This window comes from Moheibacter sediminis, from assembly GCF_900176425.1.
In the GTDB taxonomy this organism is placed as follows: Bacteria; Bacteroidota; Bacteroidia; order Flavobacteriales; family Weeksellaceae; genus Moheibacter; species Moheibacter sediminis.
Genome location: NZ_FWXS01000011.1, coordinates 1 through 15,917 on the forward strand (window position 1 = coordinate 1; position 15,917 = coordinate 15,917).

The 15,917-nt window shown below is 37.1% G+C and carries 17 protein-coding genes; 9 read left to right on the plus strand and 8 right to left on the minus strand.

Annotation, left to right across the window (positions count from 1 at the left end; translation table 11 throughout):
• Positions 1-343: 343 nt before the first annotated feature.
• Positions 344-547: a hypothetical protein gene (locus tag B8977_RS13650; protein ID WP_084018619.1), complete on the plus strand. Its 204-nt coding sequence runs from the start codon at positions 344-346 to the stop codon at positions 545-547.
• A gap of 78 nt (positions 548-625) precedes the next feature.
• Here B8977_RS13650 and B8977_RS13655 read toward each other — a convergent pair whose 3' ends face one another.
• Complete coding sequence (locus B8977_RS13655) at positions 626-2,770, minus strand: M1 family metallopeptidase (protein ID WP_084018622.1); 2,145 nt, start codon at positions 2,768-2,770, stop codon at positions 626-628.
• Positions 2,771-2,917: 147 nt separating this feature from the next.
• Between B8977_RS13655 and B8977_RS13660 the strand changes: the two genes are divergently transcribed.
• Positions 2,918-3,241 (plus strand): nucleoside triphosphate pyrophosphohydrolase family protein, encoded by a 324-nt coding sequence (locus B8977_RS13660; RefSeq protein WP_084018625.1) that lies wholly within the window; start codon positions 2,918-2,920, stop codon positions 3,239-3,241.
• A 19-nt stretch (positions 3,242-3,260) separates the two neighbouring features.
• On the opposite strand, the gene B8977_RS13665 is transcribed toward B8977_RS13660, so the two are convergent.
• The 7 genes from B8977_RS13665 to B8977_RS13695 form a co-directional block, all read right to left on the minus strand.
• The gene (locus B8977_RS13665; protein ID WP_084018628.1) at positions 3,261-4,610 is read right to left on the minus strand and encodes a UDP-N-acetylmuramate--L-alanine ligase; all 1,350 of its coding nucleotides are present in this window, start codon (positions 4,608-4,610) and stop codon (positions 3,261-3,263) included.
• A gap of 33 nt (positions 4,611-4,643) precedes the next feature.
• Positions 4,644-5,459 carry a lysophospholipid acyltransferase family protein gene (locus B8977_RS13670; RefSeq protein ID WP_084018632.1) on the minus strand — a complete coding sequence of 272 codons (816 nt, stop codon included), beginning with the start codon at positions 5,457-5,459 and terminating at the stop codon, positions 4,644-4,646.
• A gap of 31 nt (positions 5,460-5,490) precedes the next feature.
• Positions 5,491-6,120, minus strand: a complete 630-nt coding sequence (locus tag B8977_RS13675; RefSeq protein WP_084018635.1) for an NUDIX hydrolase — start codon at positions 6,118-6,120, stop codon at positions 5,491-5,493.
• An 85-nt stretch (positions 6,121-6,205) separates the two neighbouring features.
• On the minus strand, positions 6,206-6,388 hold the full coding sequence (locus B8977_RS13680; RefSeq protein ID WP_084018638.1) for a CPXCG motif-containing cysteine-rich protein: 183 nt from the start codon (positions 6,386-6,388) through the stop codon (positions 6,206-6,208).
• A gap of 57 nt (positions 6,389-6,445) precedes the next feature.
• On the minus strand, positions 6,446-7,102 hold the full coding sequence (locus tag B8977_RS13685) for a CoA transferase subunit B (RefSeq protein ID WP_084018641.1): 657 nt from the start codon (positions 7,100-7,102) through the stop codon (positions 6,446-6,448).
• A gap of 43 nt (positions 7,103-7,145) precedes the next feature.
• On the minus strand, positions 7,146-7,700 hold the full coding sequence (locus B8977_RS13690) for a hypothetical protein (RefSeq protein ID WP_084018644.1): 555 nt from the start codon (positions 7,698-7,700) through the stop codon (positions 7,146-7,148).
• Between the two features lie 23 nt (positions 7,701-7,723).
• Positions 7,724-8,422 (minus strand): CoA transferase subunit A, encoded by a 699-nt coding sequence (locus B8977_RS13695; RefSeq protein ID WP_084018647.1) that lies wholly within the window; start codon positions 8,420-8,422, stop codon positions 7,724-7,726.
• An 80-nt stretch (positions 8,423-8,502) separates the two neighbouring features.
• Here B8977_RS13695 and B8977_RS13700 point away from each other — a divergent pair, with 80 nt between their 5' ends.
• The 7 genes from B8977_RS13700 (at position 8,503) to rodA (ending at position 15,872) form a co-directional block, all read left to right on the plus strand.
• Complete coding sequence (locus tag B8977_RS13700) at positions 8,503-9,144, plus strand: O-methyltransferase (protein WP_084018650.1); 642 nt, start codon at positions 8,503-8,505, stop codon at positions 9,142-9,144.
• Positions 9,141-9,902 carry a C40 family peptidase gene (locus B8977_RS13705; RefSeq protein ID WP_084018652.1) on the plus strand — a complete coding sequence of 254 codons (762 nt, stop codon included), beginning with the start codon at positions 9,141-9,143 and terminating at the stop codon, positions 9,900-9,902. Before B8977_RS13700 ends, B8977_RS13705 begins: the two co-directional genes overlap by 4 nt.
• Positions 9,903-10,079: 177 nt before the next feature.
• Positions 10,080-11,105 carry a rod shape-determining protein gene (locus tag B8977_RS13710; RefSeq protein ID WP_084018655.1) on the plus strand — a complete coding sequence of 342 codons (1,026 nt, stop codon included), beginning with the start codon at positions 10,080-10,082 and terminating at the stop codon, positions 11,103-11,105.
• A gap of 8 nt (positions 11,106-11,113) precedes the next feature.
• Entirely contained in the window at positions 11,114-11,965 is an 852-nt protein-coding gene (gene mreC, locus B8977_RS13715; RefSeq protein ID WP_084018658.1) for a rod shape-determining protein MreC, read from the plus strand.
• Positions 11,952-12,467: a rod shape-determining protein MreD gene (locus tag B8977_RS13720; protein ID WP_143736534.1), complete on the plus strand. Its 516-nt coding sequence runs from the start codon at positions 11,952-11,954 to the stop codon at positions 12,465-12,467. Before mreC ends, B8977_RS13720 begins: the two co-directional genes overlap by 14 nt.
• Positions 12,464-14,365, plus strand: coding sequence for a penicillin-binding protein 2 (gene mrdA, locus B8977_RS13725; protein WP_084018663.1), 1,902 nt, complete (start codon positions 12,464-12,466; stop codon positions 14,363-14,365). Before B8977_RS13720 ends, mrdA begins: the two co-directional genes overlap by 4 nt.
• Positions 14,340-15,872, plus strand: coding sequence for a rod shape-determining protein RodA (rodA, locus tag B8977_RS13730; RefSeq protein WP_262494086.1), 1,533 nt, complete (start codon positions 14,340-14,342; stop codon positions 15,870-15,872). The genes mrdA and rodA overlap by 26 nt, the downstream gene beginning before the upstream one ends.
• Positions 15,873-15,917: the final 45 nt, after the last annotated feature.

Genomic DNA, 15,917 nt, shown 5'->3' on the forward strand with positions numbered 1-15,917 from the left:
AAAATATAACAGAAAAGCAATTGCTCAATAATTTAAAATTTAGCTCAAGAAAAATACCCCGGTAATCCGGGGTATTTGATTTTAGAAGTAGGAATTTTTATAAATTAATTCTTAAAAAATTAAATTACAAGTTATTATATTTACGAAAATTTAAACTATTGATTATGAAGCATTAATTTCTAAATCAAATCGTAAAAAGAAAAAAACAATGCGTTTAGTTTAGTAGATTTAAATTCTAATTAATAAGTACATTAACACATAAAAAATAATCAATAATTAACAATCAGGTAAAGTAAAATGCCTCATTAAATCGGACATTTACGACCAATTAAAACCAAATAATATGAAAAGAGGAATTCATAAGTATGGATTATTAGCATTTTTATGGCTAACCTACACCCTTCCTGCATTAGCAGACCCTAACGATCCAGATGATGGTGATGACCCACAAGCACCGATTGACAATTGGTTACTTTTATTAATATTAGCTGGAGTTGCTCTGGGTATATATTTCATAATGAAAAATAAAAACAAGCAAATTGCATAAAAAATCACGATTAACTTCAACAAAAAACCCGGAAATGAAAATCTCCGGGTTTTTATTTACAACAAATTTTTATTTGATTTAGTTTTTCTTCCAAACATTATTTTTCAAATTCACATCAGCCGTTTCCAACTTTTTATCAACTTCAATTGACTTCAACACTTTGTCAAATCCATACATTTTTTTCAGAGATTCTGGAGCAAAACGCCATACCTCGGCTTGGTATCTAATTTCCTGCGAGCTTCCATCTTCAAAATTGAAAGTTACTAGTAAAGGCATAACCATTCCTCCCACTTTTTCAAATTCAACTTCGTAAAAATACTTCGGCGATTTTGTAAATTCATTGGTAGTTTGCTGTGCTAAAAATTCTTTCAAAACAGATGAATTGTAAATGTCTTTAGAATTTGATTTTGTCGTGAATTCAATTCTGTTTCCGTCTTTAGTTTCAACTTCTTTCGGGTACAATTGCGAAACATTTCTCACTCCCAAATCCACCACTTCAGTTGTGTAAAACCAACCTCTGATGAACCAATCCAAATCATTTCCGCTCGCATCATCCAATGTCCTGAAAAAGTCCGCAGGCGTCGGGTGTTTAAACATCCATCGCTGTGCATAAGTTTTGAAAGCATAATCAAAATTTTCTTTTCCGACAATAGTATTTCTCAGGATAGCCAATCCGACCGCTGATTTCGAATAGCCTTCATCACCAAATTGTTTGTACAAATCGCCCTGTGTCATAATAGGCATCATCTGGTCTTGCGGTAATTGCATGTAGTTTACAATTTGTTCGGCTTTGTATCTTCTCGACGGGAAATCTTTGCTCCATTCCAGTTCAGTTATATTTTGAATATATGAATTCAAACTTTCATCCATCCAAGTCCATTGACGTTCGTCCGAATTGACAATCATCGGGAAGAAATTGTGTCCTACTTCGTGAATGATCAAACTCACCAAACCATACATCTGGTTTTCATCATGCGTGCCATCCGCTTTCGCTCTTCCCCCGTTGAAAGCAATCATCGGATATTCCATACCCTGTCTTTGAACACTTGCTGAAACCGCTTTTGGATAGGGATAATCAAATGTAAAATGCGAATACCATTTCAGCGTATGCGCCACAGCTTTGGTCGAATATTCTTTCCATAAATTTCCGCCCTCTTTAGGATAAACGGACTCTGCCATCGGTGTAAATTCCCCTATTTTTACCGCCATCGCGTCCCACATATAAGTTCTCGAAGAAGCAAATGCAAAATCACGCACATTTTCCGCTTCGTATTTCCATGTTTTGGTTTTGCCACCGCTTCCTTCATTCATTCTTTTATTTGTTTCTTCTTCGGTAATAATCATTACAGGATTATCAAAAGAAGTTCTTGCTTTCTGATAGCGTTGAAATTGTTCTTTGGTTAAAATTTCTTGTGCATTGGCAAATTTCCCTGTTGCATTCATCACATGATCCGAAGGAACAGTAATGTTTACTTTGAAATTTCCAAAAGGCAAAGCATATTCAGAACGCTGCCAATAAGGCATATTCTGCCAACCTTCGACATCGTTGTACACACACATTCGCGGATAAAACTGTGCCATGGCGTAAACTTTTCCTTTTTCATTGGGCTCAAATCCATTTCGGTCGCCGACTTCAAAATAGTTAGGAATATTGTAAGACCATTTGATTTTAAATGTAAATTTTTCTTTGGGCTGAAGTGGTTTTGGTGGAATTACGCGCATCATGGTTTCATTGATGTAGTGAATTAAATCTTTGTCATTTGCATCTTTTACAAAATGAATTTTATAACCACCATCAAATTTTTCTTTCATAAATGTTTGGGCGAAATAATTGGCGTCAACCGGATTTTTAGGCGTTGAAACTTGGTTCACGTTATGAATCGGGGCATCTTTCTTACGGGTATTTTGGTCAAGTTGTACCCAAAGGTATTCCAGTACATCGGGGGAATTATTAGTATAAGTAATTATTTCCTCCCCATTCAAAATATCCTTTTCAGCATCGAGAATTAAATTCATTTCATAGTCCGCTTGCTGCTGGTAATATGCCGGTCCGGGTGCACCGGAAGCAGTTCTGTACTGATTGGGCGTGGGGAGCAAATCATACATTTGGTTAAATGGCGATTCTCCTTTGTGTCCTTTAGTGGTTTGGTAGTCGATTTTTTCTTGTGAAATCGTAAAAATAGGTAAGGCGGAAAGTACTGTAATTAAGATAAATTTCCTCATTGTGTTTGTGTGTTTGGGATAAAAATACGGTTTTGATTTTAAATTTTTGATTTAATTCAAATGGAAAATCATTAATTCTATAATCAATTAATACTTTATACTTAACCGAAGTTTATAATTAGATTTAACCAAATTAAAAATAATTTTATGAGCAAAAGTGAATTGGATGAAATCATCAACCGTTCTCTGGAATTGAGAAAGAAGTACCATGAGTTGGAGCTCACACACCACGGAAGTCACTGGTCTGTTGAAGAAGATGCTTTGGCTTTTCTGACCGATGCCGGATTGGTCGGAAGAAACATCATGTCGCAACAGGAACGCTGGCCGAAAGCCCACAGCGCATCTGAATTGGAACACAAAATCGGCGAAAGCATCTGGTGGTTGATTGTATTGGCAGACAGATCCGGAATGGATGTAAAAGCCGCTTTAGAAAACTTTTTATCTAAAACGGAAAAACTTTTGGATCAATGATATTTTTGAATCGATTCAATTAAGCAAACAATTCCTTCAAATCAATTCCACCAAAATTAGCGGAACTCATCATGAGAAAAACTTTTTGGGATTTGTCTGAACTGTCCAAATGACTTTTCAATTCATTTGAAGAAGTAAACACATAAATGGAATCATCACCAAAAGCTGTGCGGATGTCATCCGGAGAAATGTGCTCCATGCGTTTAATTGCTAATGCTTCAGGATTGTAATAAACGATTTTCTCATCCGCTTTATCCAGCGTACCTTTGTATTGCGAAAGGAATTCAGGATTCAAACTGCTGTAAGTATGCAGCTCCAGACAAGCAATTAATTTTCTATTTTCAAATTGTTCTTTGACTGCGTTGGTAGTCGAAATCACTTTACTCGGCGCGTGTGCAAAGTCTTTGTATGCTGCGAAATCTTTGGTTCTGTTTATCAACTCCAAACGTTTTGACGCACCTTTGAAAGATTGAATCGCTTCATAAAAATCATCGTCCATGATTTGCAATTGGTTACAAATCAATCTTGCGCCTTCCAAATTATTCAAATTGTGTTTCCCGAAAACATCCAATGGCACCGGACCTTCTTCGGTTTGAAGGAAGGTGATACCGTCTTCTATTGTGTATTCAGGCGTTTTGTATGGAAATTTTTTCAATGCTTTTTCTGATTGTTCGACCACTTTTACAACCTCTTCATCTTCAGAATTATAAATCAAAGCACCTCCGTTGGTAATGCTTTCCACAAACAATTCAAACTGGTGGATGTAATTTTCAAAAGTCGGAAATACATTCACATGATCCCAGGCAATTCCGCTGATCAAAGCAATATTGGGTTGATACAATAAAATTTTCGGTCTTCTGTCCAAAGCAGAAGAAAGGTATTCGTCGCCTTCCATGACCATAAAATCGTTTTCTTCGGTCAATTTTACCATGACATCAAAACCTTCCAATTGCGCACCGACCATATAATCCACTTCTTTGTGGTGGAAATGCAAAACATGCAAAACCATAGAAGTGATAGTCGTTTTCCCATGTGAACCAGCGATTACAACACGGGTTTTGTCTTTGGATTGTTCATAAAGGTATTCCGGATAAGAATAAATTTTAACACCCAATTCCTGTGCTTTCTCCATTTCAGGATTGTCGGCATGTGCGTGCATTCCGAGAATTACCGCATCTAAATCAGCAGTGATTTTCTCAGGAAACCAACCCATTTCTTCAGGTAAAAGTCCACGTTGTTTCAATCGGGTGCTCGAAGGTTCGAAAATGGCATCGTCTGAGCCGGTTACCTGATAACCTTTTTCGTGTAATGCGATGGCTAAATTGTGCATCGCACTTCCTCCGATAGCGATAAAATGGACTTTTTTCATGAATTAAAATAATATGGAAAAACGTGAATTCATTTAACTAAAGAAATCCTGTGGCTCACGGTCCTGTAGAATTTCATCAAGGGATTTAACCTTTAAAAATTTAGGCGATTGTTCGATTGCATCCATGATTTTTTCCATGATTTGATTGGCATTTTCATTTTCAAAATCAAATTGCAAAGGTTCTTTGAATTTCATGGTGGCTCTCACCCCTAACTTTTTCATTTTCAAACCTTTTTTATCAAACGCTCTGCGGAATCCGTCAATCACAACCGGAACAACAATTGGATTCGTTTTCTTCACCAATAATGCCGTTCCTCTCCTACCCGGCGCAAATGCCGTAGTTGTTCCTTGAGGGAAAGTTACAACCCAACCGTTATTCAATGCTTTTTCTATGTTTGAAATTTCAGAAACATCTACTTTTCGGTTGATGTCTTTGCCGGCTTCCCGCCAAGTTCTTTTCACCATAATCGCTCCTGTGTATGCAAATAATTTGGTCAAAATATTATTCTTCATCGTTTCTTCCGCTGCGATGTAATAAAAATCTGTCTTAGGATTTAAGAGGTAAACCGGATTTTTAATCGTGTCTTTGAAGCCGTTTTTGACACTGCAAAAAACATGGTACATTGCAAAAACATCTGCGAAATATGTCTGGTGATTGGATACGAAAAGCACATTGGTATTGGGTAAATTCATCAAATGTTCAGTCCCAGAAACTTTTAGTTTATTGAACCCATTGTAGCGGTTATAAGTGAATCCTCCAAAAAGAAAAATCAAACTTCTTTTTAAAAAATATAAATGCCCGAAAGCGTCTCTGTACACATTTTTCTTAACTGCTTTCTGTTTCGCCATTAGTCTTTCCTCTAATTAATTGAGCACAAATTTACAGCTTTTCCAACAAAGAATTGAATTCGCTTAAAATCATTGCAGTTGCTCCCCAAATAAATTCATTTTCTCCGATTTCATAGCCCGGGATTTCCACTGTATTTCCTGAGAAAGATTTCTCAAAAGAAATAGGTTCAGCATTTAAAAATGCTTCCAAATCTATAGGAACAATCTCTGCAACTTCCATTTCATCTGGGAAAAACTCAGGTGTTCCGTGGTAAATTCCGATAAAAGGATAAACCAAAAAATTACTCGGCGGAATGTACAATTCCGTCAGTTGGCCGATGATTTCTATATTTTCTTCTTCGATACCTAATTCCTCAATCGTTTCGCGAAGCGCCGTGTATTGTAAATTGATATCTTCCGGCTCGAAAGAACCGCCAGGTAGCGAATATTGGTTAGAATGCACGCCTTCGTATGTATGACGCAGCATTACCGGAAACTCCACATCGCCTTCGTCATTTTCGTACAAAAGAATCATCACTGAAGCAATTCTTGGATTTGTTTTTTTTATTTCTTCCAAATCATAATGCTGCCTGTACGGCGGAGAAAGCAATTTTTGCGCTTCAAATCCGGGCAGTTCTGATTGGAAATTTTCAATTTTATCTTTTAATTGACTTAAGTACATTTGGCAAAATTAAGGGAATCACTTTGATATAAAAAACGCAGAGACGCAATGCTTCACGTCTCTACAAATTATTTACTTTAAAAATTTACTGCTCCAAACTAATTGCTTCAAAAGCCATTAATTCTCCCTCTTCGCAAGTGGCAATGATTTCGATCGGGTTGCAACAAACTTCGCAATCTTCCACATATTTCTGATACGGAACCGAAGTATCAACCAGCATTGAAATTTCTTCCCAGCAATGAGGACAAGTGAAAAAGTGTTCGTACATAATAACTAAACTATTTTAAATTTTAGATCCCTCTTTTGTCGGAATGACAAAGAAAAACTAAAAAATCATTTCAGGAATTTCTCCTTCGATGATTAGATCACCTTCAGTTGCTGCTTGAATTTGTTCTACAGAAACACCTGGCGCGCGTTCCAAAAGTTTAAAGCTTCCGTTTTCAATGCTCATTACGCACAAATCGGTTACCACTTTTTTCACGCAGTTTACTCCCGTCAATGGAAGCGTACATTTTTTCAGAATTTTTGATTCTCCGGCTTTGTTGGCATGCATCATCGCAACTATGATGTTTTCTGCGGAAGCCACCAAATCCATCGCGCCGCCCATTCCTTTGACCATTTTTCCTGGAATTTTCCAATTAGCAATGTCACCATTCTGGTCAACTTCCATCGCGCCGAGAACAGTCAAATCAACGTGTTTTCCACGGATCATCCCGAAACTCATCGCCGAGTCAAAAAATGATGCACCGTCCATCGTCGTGATCGTTTGTTTTCCGGCATTGATGACATCAGCGTCTTCTTCGCCTTCAAATGGAAACGGCCCCATTCCCAAAACTCCGTTTTCACTTTGAAATTCCACTTCGATTCCCTGTGGAATGTAATTCGCCACCAAAGTCGGAATCCCGATTCCAAGGTTTACGAAATATTTATCTTTTAATTCTTTTGCGATGCGTTGTGCTATTTGTTCTTTATTTAGTGCCATTTTTTAACTTTTTATTTTCGTCTAATCAACCTCTTTCTCTATTTTATTTTTGAATTTTCCTGTATTCTTTTCTTGGAATTTTTATATACTCGATAGCATCATGAGTGACAATATCTAAGTCAATCCATATATTCAAATTTCTTTTTTCTCCTTTTTTAATTTCAAAATTCCCCATATCTAATGTACGATTCTGTTTATTCCTTTCACCTGCACAATTAATATTCATAAACACTTCATATTCTCCGGATTCTATTTGAACCGTTTTACGGTTAAAATCTTCAAAATCTAAACAAATCAATGGATAAGAATATTCTCTTTTATTTAAGTTTTTAAATACTATCTCTGCTTCAAAAAAATCATTACAAAATTCACAAATGGCAGAGTACCCCTGAGGAGCACTTAACATCATTTGTTGTTCATTAAAATAAGTAATTTCCGCAATACTATCATTCTTTGTTTCTATTAAATTATCAGAGAATCCAGATGAAAAATAATAGTTAGTAATTCCAATATCTCTAACAGTAGTAACATATCTTGTACATCCTTGAAAAAAGAAAATAATTATAATAAAGCATAAAAGAGATTTATATGATTTCATTTTCAAATCAGCACATCTTCAAATTACCGTTGGCGAACGGTTCTCTGCTCAATTCTTTTCTCATACTTTTCCCCTTGGAAGATTCGCTGAACAAAAATTCCCGGAATATGAATTTGATTGGGATCTAATTCTCCTGCCGGAACCAATTCCTCGACTTCTGCCACCGTAATTTTTCCGGCGCCAGCCATCGGTGCATTGAAATTTCTCGCCGTTCCTTTGAAAATTAAATTTCCGGCTGTATCGCCTTTCCATGCTTTTACAAAAGAAAAATCTGCTTTGTAAGCCGGTTCTAAGACATACATTTTTCCGTCAAATTCACGCGTTTCTTTCCCGAAAGCTACTTCCGTCCCATAACCTGCCGGAGTGAAAACTGCCGGAAATCCATGTTGGGCAGCCCGGCATTTTTCTGCCAAAGTTCCTTGTGGCGTTAATTCAACATCCAATTCTCCGCTGAGCATTTGGCGTTCGAATTCATCATTTTCCCCGACATATGAAGAAATCATTTTTTTGATTTGTTTGTGTTGGAGCAAAAATCCCAATCCAAAATCGTCCACACCTGCATTGTTGGAAATACAAGTAATGTCCTTGATCCCCAATCGAACCAATTCTCCAATTATATTTTCAGGAATCCCGCAAAGCCCAAAACCGCCAACCATAAAGGTCATTCCATCCTTCACGCCTTCCAAAGCAACCTGCACATTATCTACTTTTTTGTTAATCATTTATGTTTGTTTTGAATGCGGATAAAAATACAAAATAATTTTACCGAAATGTTTATTTTTGTAGAATTAATGAGCCTTCGATGGAGATTTTATCAGACGAATTAGAAAAATACATTTCCCAACATACCACTGCCGAATCTGAAATTTTGGCACGACTCAGAAAGGAAACTTTTCTGAGAACAACGCAACCACAGATGCTTTCGGGAGCTTATCAGGGACGTTTATTGAGTTTGATTTCGAAAATGATTAATCCGAAAAACATCTTGGAAATCGGAACTTTTACGGGTTATGCAACTTTGTGTTTAGCGGAAGGTTTACAAAAAGATGGAAAAATCATCACGATCGACCGAAATGAAGAATTGATGTACATTCCCCAAAAATATTTTGAGGAATCTGAATTTTCAAATCAAATTGAAATGAAAATTGGAAATGCGTTGGATATTTTAGATGAATTGGAGGATAATTTTAATTTGGTTTTCATCGATGCCGATAAGAGCAATTACATCAACTATTACAATAAAATCATTGATAAAATGAATTCCGGCGGTGTGATTTTGGCGGATAATGTTTTGTGGTACGGAAAAGTGATGGAAGAAACCAAAGCAAATGACAAAGACACTTTGATTTTGAAAGAATTCAATGAAATGTTGGTTTCAGATTCCCGAATAGAAGTTGTATTATTGCCTGTCCGTGACGGAATCAGTTTAATTAGAAAAAAATGAAATTTGCAATTTGTCAAGTAAGCGTTTCTCCTTTGAGAGCAGAGGCGTCTGACCGTTCGGAGATGGTCAGTCAGATTTTATTTGGAGAAAAAGTTGAAATTTTTGAACAAAAAGACAACTGGATAAAAATCAAAGCAGAATTTGACAATTACGAAGGGTGGGCAGACAAAAAACAATTTTTGGAAGTCTCTGAAGAAGAATTTCAAAACATAAATCCTGAATTGTACGCATCAGAAAGTTTCAATCTTTTGGTAGAAAATGACAATCCGATAACGCTTCCGATTGCGGCGCATTTGCCAAATTTGATTGATTACAAAATTAATTTAGGAAATAAAGAATTTGAATATTTAGGGGAAACCTGCTCAGGAAATTTCACGAAAACAGACATCGTTTCCATCGCTAAATTGTATTTGAATACGCCTTATCTTTGGGGTGGAAAATCAGTTTTTGGAATTGATTGTTCGGGTTTGGTGCAGCAAGTTTATAAATTATGCGGACATAAATTGCCACGAGATGCTTATCAGCAGGCAGAATTTGGCGAAGCATTGAGCTTCATCGAAGAAGCGGAAGCGGGAGATTTGGCATTTTTTGATAATAAAGAGGGGAAAATCATTCACGTGGGAATCATTTTGGAAGGAAATAAGATCATTCACGCACATGGGAAAGTTCGCATTGATCCTTTTGACAACAATGGAATTTTCAATACGGATTATCAAAATTATTCGCATAAATTAAGAGTTGTCAAGAGAATTATATAAAACTGTAATTCAATCAGTTAATCTCTTATCTTTCATTCTTCACTTTCAAATTCACACAAAAATCAAAAAATATTGAAGTTTTTGAAAAAAAGGCAATTTTACCTTACAAGAACTCGTTATAATTTATCTACTTTTGTACCTCAGTTGCACGCACACATAAAAGTTTTTTTGATTTAAATGAAGTTATTTAATTTTTTCACACAGGAAGTTGCCATAGATTTAGGTACAGCCAACACACTTATCATACACAATAACAAGGTTGTAATTGACAGTCCGTCGATTGTCGCAATCGACCGCAGAACCAACAAAGTAATTGCTGTTGGGGAGAAAGCAAAACATATGCAGGGTAAAACCCATGACGATATAAAAACGGTAAGACCGTTGAAAGATGGTGTAATCGCTGATTTCGAAGCTTCGGAATTTATGATTCGCGAATTCATCAAACAAATTCCGGGCATCAAAGGAACATTTTTTTCGCCTTCATTGCGAATTGTAATTTGTATCCCTTCGGGAATTACAGAAGTTGAAAAACGTGCAGTAAAAGATTCTGCTGCGCATGTAAATGCAAAAGATGTTCGATTGATTTACGAACCGATGGCTGCGGCAATCGGAGTTGGAATCGATGTGCAATTACCAAAAGGAAACATGATCATCGATATTGGAGGTGGAACTTCTGAAATTGCCGTAATTGCTTTAGGTGGAATTGTTTGTGATAAATCTGTGAAAATTGCAGGTGATGTTTTCACCAATGACATTGCTTATTATTTGAGAAGCCACCACAATTTATACATAGGAGAAAGAACTGCTGAACGTGTAAAAATAGAAGTCGGTGCTGCCATCGAAGATTTAGAACACGAGCCGGAAGATATGGCGGTTCAGGGACGTGATTTGATTACGGGTAAACCAAAAGAGATCACAGTTAATTACAAAGAAATCGCAAGAGCTTTGGATAAATCAATCCTGAGAATCGAAGATGCAGTAATGGAAACACTTTCTCAAACGCCTCCTGAATTGTCTGCCGACATTTACAACACCGGGATTTACATGGCCGGCGGTGGTTCGATGTTGAGAGGTTTGGATCAGAGAATTTCCAAAAAGACCGGATTGCCTGTGTTCCTTGCTGACGATCCTTTGAGAGCGGTTGTTCGTGGAACAGGAATTGCTTTGAAAAATATGGATAAGTTTACTTTCTTAATGAAATAATTTACGGTATGCAATTCATCCTGAATCCCATAATCAAGAATGGATTGTTCCTGTTTTTTGTTTTTCTACTGGTCATTTCGCTGGTTTTGACATTCAGACAAAAGGTTTATCACGAATCTGTAATGTCCAAAACAAGTACTAATATCAGCGGGTATTTTGACGATAAAATTTCAAGAGCAACAAGTTTTGTTAACCTGAATAAGGATAACAAATTACTTCAGCACGAAAATGCAGAATTGCGCAAAGAACTGGAAATGCTCAAAGGTGAAATTTCTGAATCAGATACCACAACAAAAACTTTAAGCAATTTACAATTCCACCAAACATATAGTTTCATTCCTGCGCAGGTCATCAATAATTCGATTGTAAAAGCGCACAATATGATTACCATCAACAAAGGAACGCGCCATGGTGTAGAAAAAGGAATGGGAATTATTTCTCACAATGGTGTAATCGGTTATGTGTACAATACTTCAGAAAATTATTCCCGAGTAATGTCCACATTAAATACAAATACAAGGATCAATGCCCGGATCAAGGGGAATGAATATTTCGGAACGATTCGCTGGAATGGAAAAGACTCGCGTTTTGCACAATTGACCGAAATCCCAAAATACATCAAAGTAGAAAAAGGAGACACCATAGAAACGGACGGAAAATCGCCGGCAATTCCTGGAGGAATTATGATCGGAACGGTTTTCAGTTCTAAAATTGATGAAACTTCAGGTGAATTAAATATCCAAGTAAAATTAAAAGAGAACTTTGGAAAACTCCGATATGCGCAGGTAGTTTTGAATTTGGAAAAACAAGAAATAATAACAGTAGAACGCGATAGTATAACACAAAATGCTCAACCCTAGATTTTTAATCAATTTATTGACGATTACATTTCTTGTATTGCTTCAGGTTTTTATCTTTAGCAACATCAATTTCAATGGGAGCATTTGTCCGTACATTTATGTGATTTTCATTTTACTTTATCCGCCATTCAGAAACAGATATGTGTTTTTACTGCTCTGTTTTTTATTGGGATTCGGCGTCGATATTTTTGAAGACACCGGCGGAATCAATGCTTTTGCAAGTGTGACGCTCGGATATTTGAGCAAACATATTATCAAAATGGTTTCAGGAACGAAATTCTTTGAAATTGAAGAATTCAGATTTTCTGATTTCGGCACAAGCCAATGGGTATTTTATACCGTTGTCATGGTTTTGATTCACCATTTATTAATTTTCTTTTTAGAAATATTTTCATTTACAAATGCCTTAGATACACTTCTGAAAGCAATTTACAGTTCCATCTTTACTATCATTTTTATATTTTTCTATTTAATTTTGTTTAGAAAAAAGGCCGAAAGATGAAAAAAATTCATGTCCTTTATATTGTAATTTTCTTCATAATCGGGTTGTTTATATGGCGCCTTTATTATTTACAGCTTGCTACCGACCGCTACAAGCTCAATGCCATCAATACTTCGATCAAGCAAGAAGTACTTTATCCCAATCGTGGTGATATTCTGGACAGAAACGGAAAATTGCTTGTGAGTAATTCTTATGTATATGAATTAGACATCATTCCTGCAATGATTGGTGCTGATTTTGACACTGCTCAGTTTTGTGAATTGGCAGGAATTACCACCGCACAATTTCACAACCGATTGAAACAAATCGAAAATGAAAAACATTACCGTGCACTTTCTCCTTATCCTTTAATTAAAAACATCCCAAGAGAATCTTACGCTAGAATTCAGGAGCAACTTTACCTATATCCTTCCATGTCCATCGTCAAAAGACCGGAAAGAAAATATTTGGTACATACTGCCGGAAACATTTTGGGTTACATCAATGAAGCGAATGAAAGATACATCAAAACCGATTCAACTTATTACGAACCGGGAGATTTAGTAGGAATCGCAGGCGTTGAAAAATCGTATGAAAAAGAATTACGCGGTGTAAAAGGTGTAAGAAATTATGTCGCTGACCGTTTGATGAAATCTGTAGGGTCTTACAAAGACGGTGAATACGACCGTGCTGCCAAAAGCGGAAAAACGCTTACGCTCACCATCGACTACGATTTACAATTGTACGCAGAAGAATTACTCCAAAATAAAAGAGGTGCTATCGTTGCCCTCGATCCCAAAACAGGGGAAATCCTTGCAATGGCTTCTGCACCGACAGTTGATCCCAATAGATATTTAACATCCATCGAAAGAAATGCATTAATCAACGATTCCGTTTCCATGGCAAATTACGACCGTGTAGCACAAGGTAGTTATCCGCCCGGCTCGCCGTTTAAACTCATGACAGCTTTGGCTGCGATGGAAATGGGTGTGATTTCCGATTCCACTACTTATGTATGTAAACATGGTTTCCGTTATGGGAGAATGAGGATTGCATGTCACTGTGGTCAGTTCTACAGACCGATTGCGCTCAGGTTGGCGATTGCGAAATCTTGTAACAATTACTTTTCGGAAGCTTACATCGATATCGTTAAAAAATATCCCAATGATTATGCAAAAGGAGTTGATGAATGGAAAGCCATTATGAACAGCTTCGGTTTGGGTGTTTACATGAACAATGATTTGGCTGTGGGGAGCCCGGGATTAATTCCTTCTTCCAAATTTTATGACAAACGTTTTGGATTGGACAAATGGAATCCTTATCAATTTGTATTCAATGCAATAGGACAGGGTGACATTACTTTGACACCACTTCAGATGGCGAACTTCACAGCGGTAATTGCCAACAAAGGACATTATTTTACACCGCATATAGTAAAAGGAATAGATGGACAATTCATCAAAGATTCAAATTTTATAATCCCTAAAAAATCATTGGTCAACCCTAAACATTTCACACCCGTTTTGGATGGAATGGCGCAGGTTTTCACCAACGGAACAGCCCGCAGCTTTATTTCAAAAGATTTCACACAAGCAGGAAAAACCGGAACCGCCCAGAATCCGCAGGGACAAGACCACTCTTTGTTTACATTGATTGCACCGGTTGACGATCCGCAGATTGTAATTGCAGTTGTGGTGGAAAATGGATATTGGGGCGCGCGTTGGGCCGGACCGATGGCAAGTTTGATTGCTGAAAAGCATTTGACCGATACAATTAAAAGACCTCATCTGGAAACCCGAATGAAACAAGGAAATCTGGAAGGTGAATACAGACGACAATGGATAAACTATCTGAAGAAAAAAGGATGGTATGTAGAACCCGTAAAAAAAGACAGTGCTGAGTCAGTCGAGGACATTTAGAGGAATTGATTGGACGACAATCATCATGTGTCTGATGCTGATTTTATTTGGTATCATGAACGTCTACAGCGTGGAAGAAGCCCGCGGAATCAAACAATTGATTTTCTTCGGACTCAGTCCCATCATTGTCATTTTATTGATTTCAATTTCTTCTTCTACATCTAACTTTTTTGAAGTTTACAGCCCGCTGCTTTATGGCGGCGCTTTACTTCTACTAGTCGGCGTACTGATTTTCGGAAAGGAAATCAACGGTGCAAAAGCCTGGTTTGATTTTGGATTCGTCAGTTTCCAGCCGGCAGAATTAGGCAAGCTGGCAACGGGTTTACTGCTGGCAAATTACATCAGCTCTCCCTCGATAGAAATCAAATCACAGAAAACCGTCATCACCGCTTTTGCCATTTTGGGAATACCTGTTATACTGATTTTATTACAGCCCGATTTGGGTTCAGTATTGGTTTTCAGCGCATTTATCGTTGCACTTTACCGTGAAGGATTTTCGCCTTGGTACATTTTCATTCCGGTGATTGGTGGTATTTTATTCTTATTTTCGATTACATATCCGTCCTATTATATATTAACTGCTGCAGGTTTTTTAACGGCAATTATTGGGACTCTGGTCGTTTCCTTTACCTACAATAGAAGTACATTGAGAACCATTGCCGGACTGCACATCGGATTGGTATTTTTCTTTTTAGTATTGATTTTCCTCATGGCATTTTTCCCTGAATTAGGAATAGTCGAAGACGAAACGGCGGCGCAATTTGTTCCTTTGGAAAATTTAAAATTCAATGTTTATTTGTATTCATTGATAGGATTAATTCTTTCCTTGTTCAGTACTTTATCGGTCGCTTATTTCTTTATGAATGATAGTTCAGAATCCGCATTTAAACTATCTGCATCGGAAATCGGCTCTAACAACACATACGGCACAGCCATTATCACAAGCGTCATTTTAAGTTTGACCATTTTCATCAGTTTATTTTCCGCATCCATTTATCAGGAATTACCCAAACACCAGCAGGAACGCATCATGGTTTTGTTTGAAGGTGAAGGAAAATACCGCGACACTTCAGGTTATAACTTATTGTATTCCAAAACCGCAATCGGCTCGGGAGATTTCTTTGGAAAAGGCTACATGCAGGGAACAGTCAAGATGGGAAGATTTGTTCCGGAACAGCCGACAGATTATATTTTTTGTACAGTCGGCGAAGAATGGGGATTTTTAGGAAGCTCTATTTTGGTGATTTTCTATGCACTTTTCATCGCAAGGATTTATTACCTCGCAGAAAACCAGCGAAGTGAATTCTCAAGGTTCTTTGGATATTCAGTTGCTACCATATTTTTGATTCACTTTTTCATCAACATCGCGATGGTCATGGGATTGTTCCCGACAGTAGGGATTCCGCTTCCATTCTTCAGTTATGGCGGAAGTTCACTTTGGTCATTCATCACTTTGATTACCATTTTCCTTATTTTAAATTATAAGGATAAACAGAGTTTGATTTAAGTTTTAGTTGCAAAATATATGCTGTTTGATGGAGAAATTAGGGCG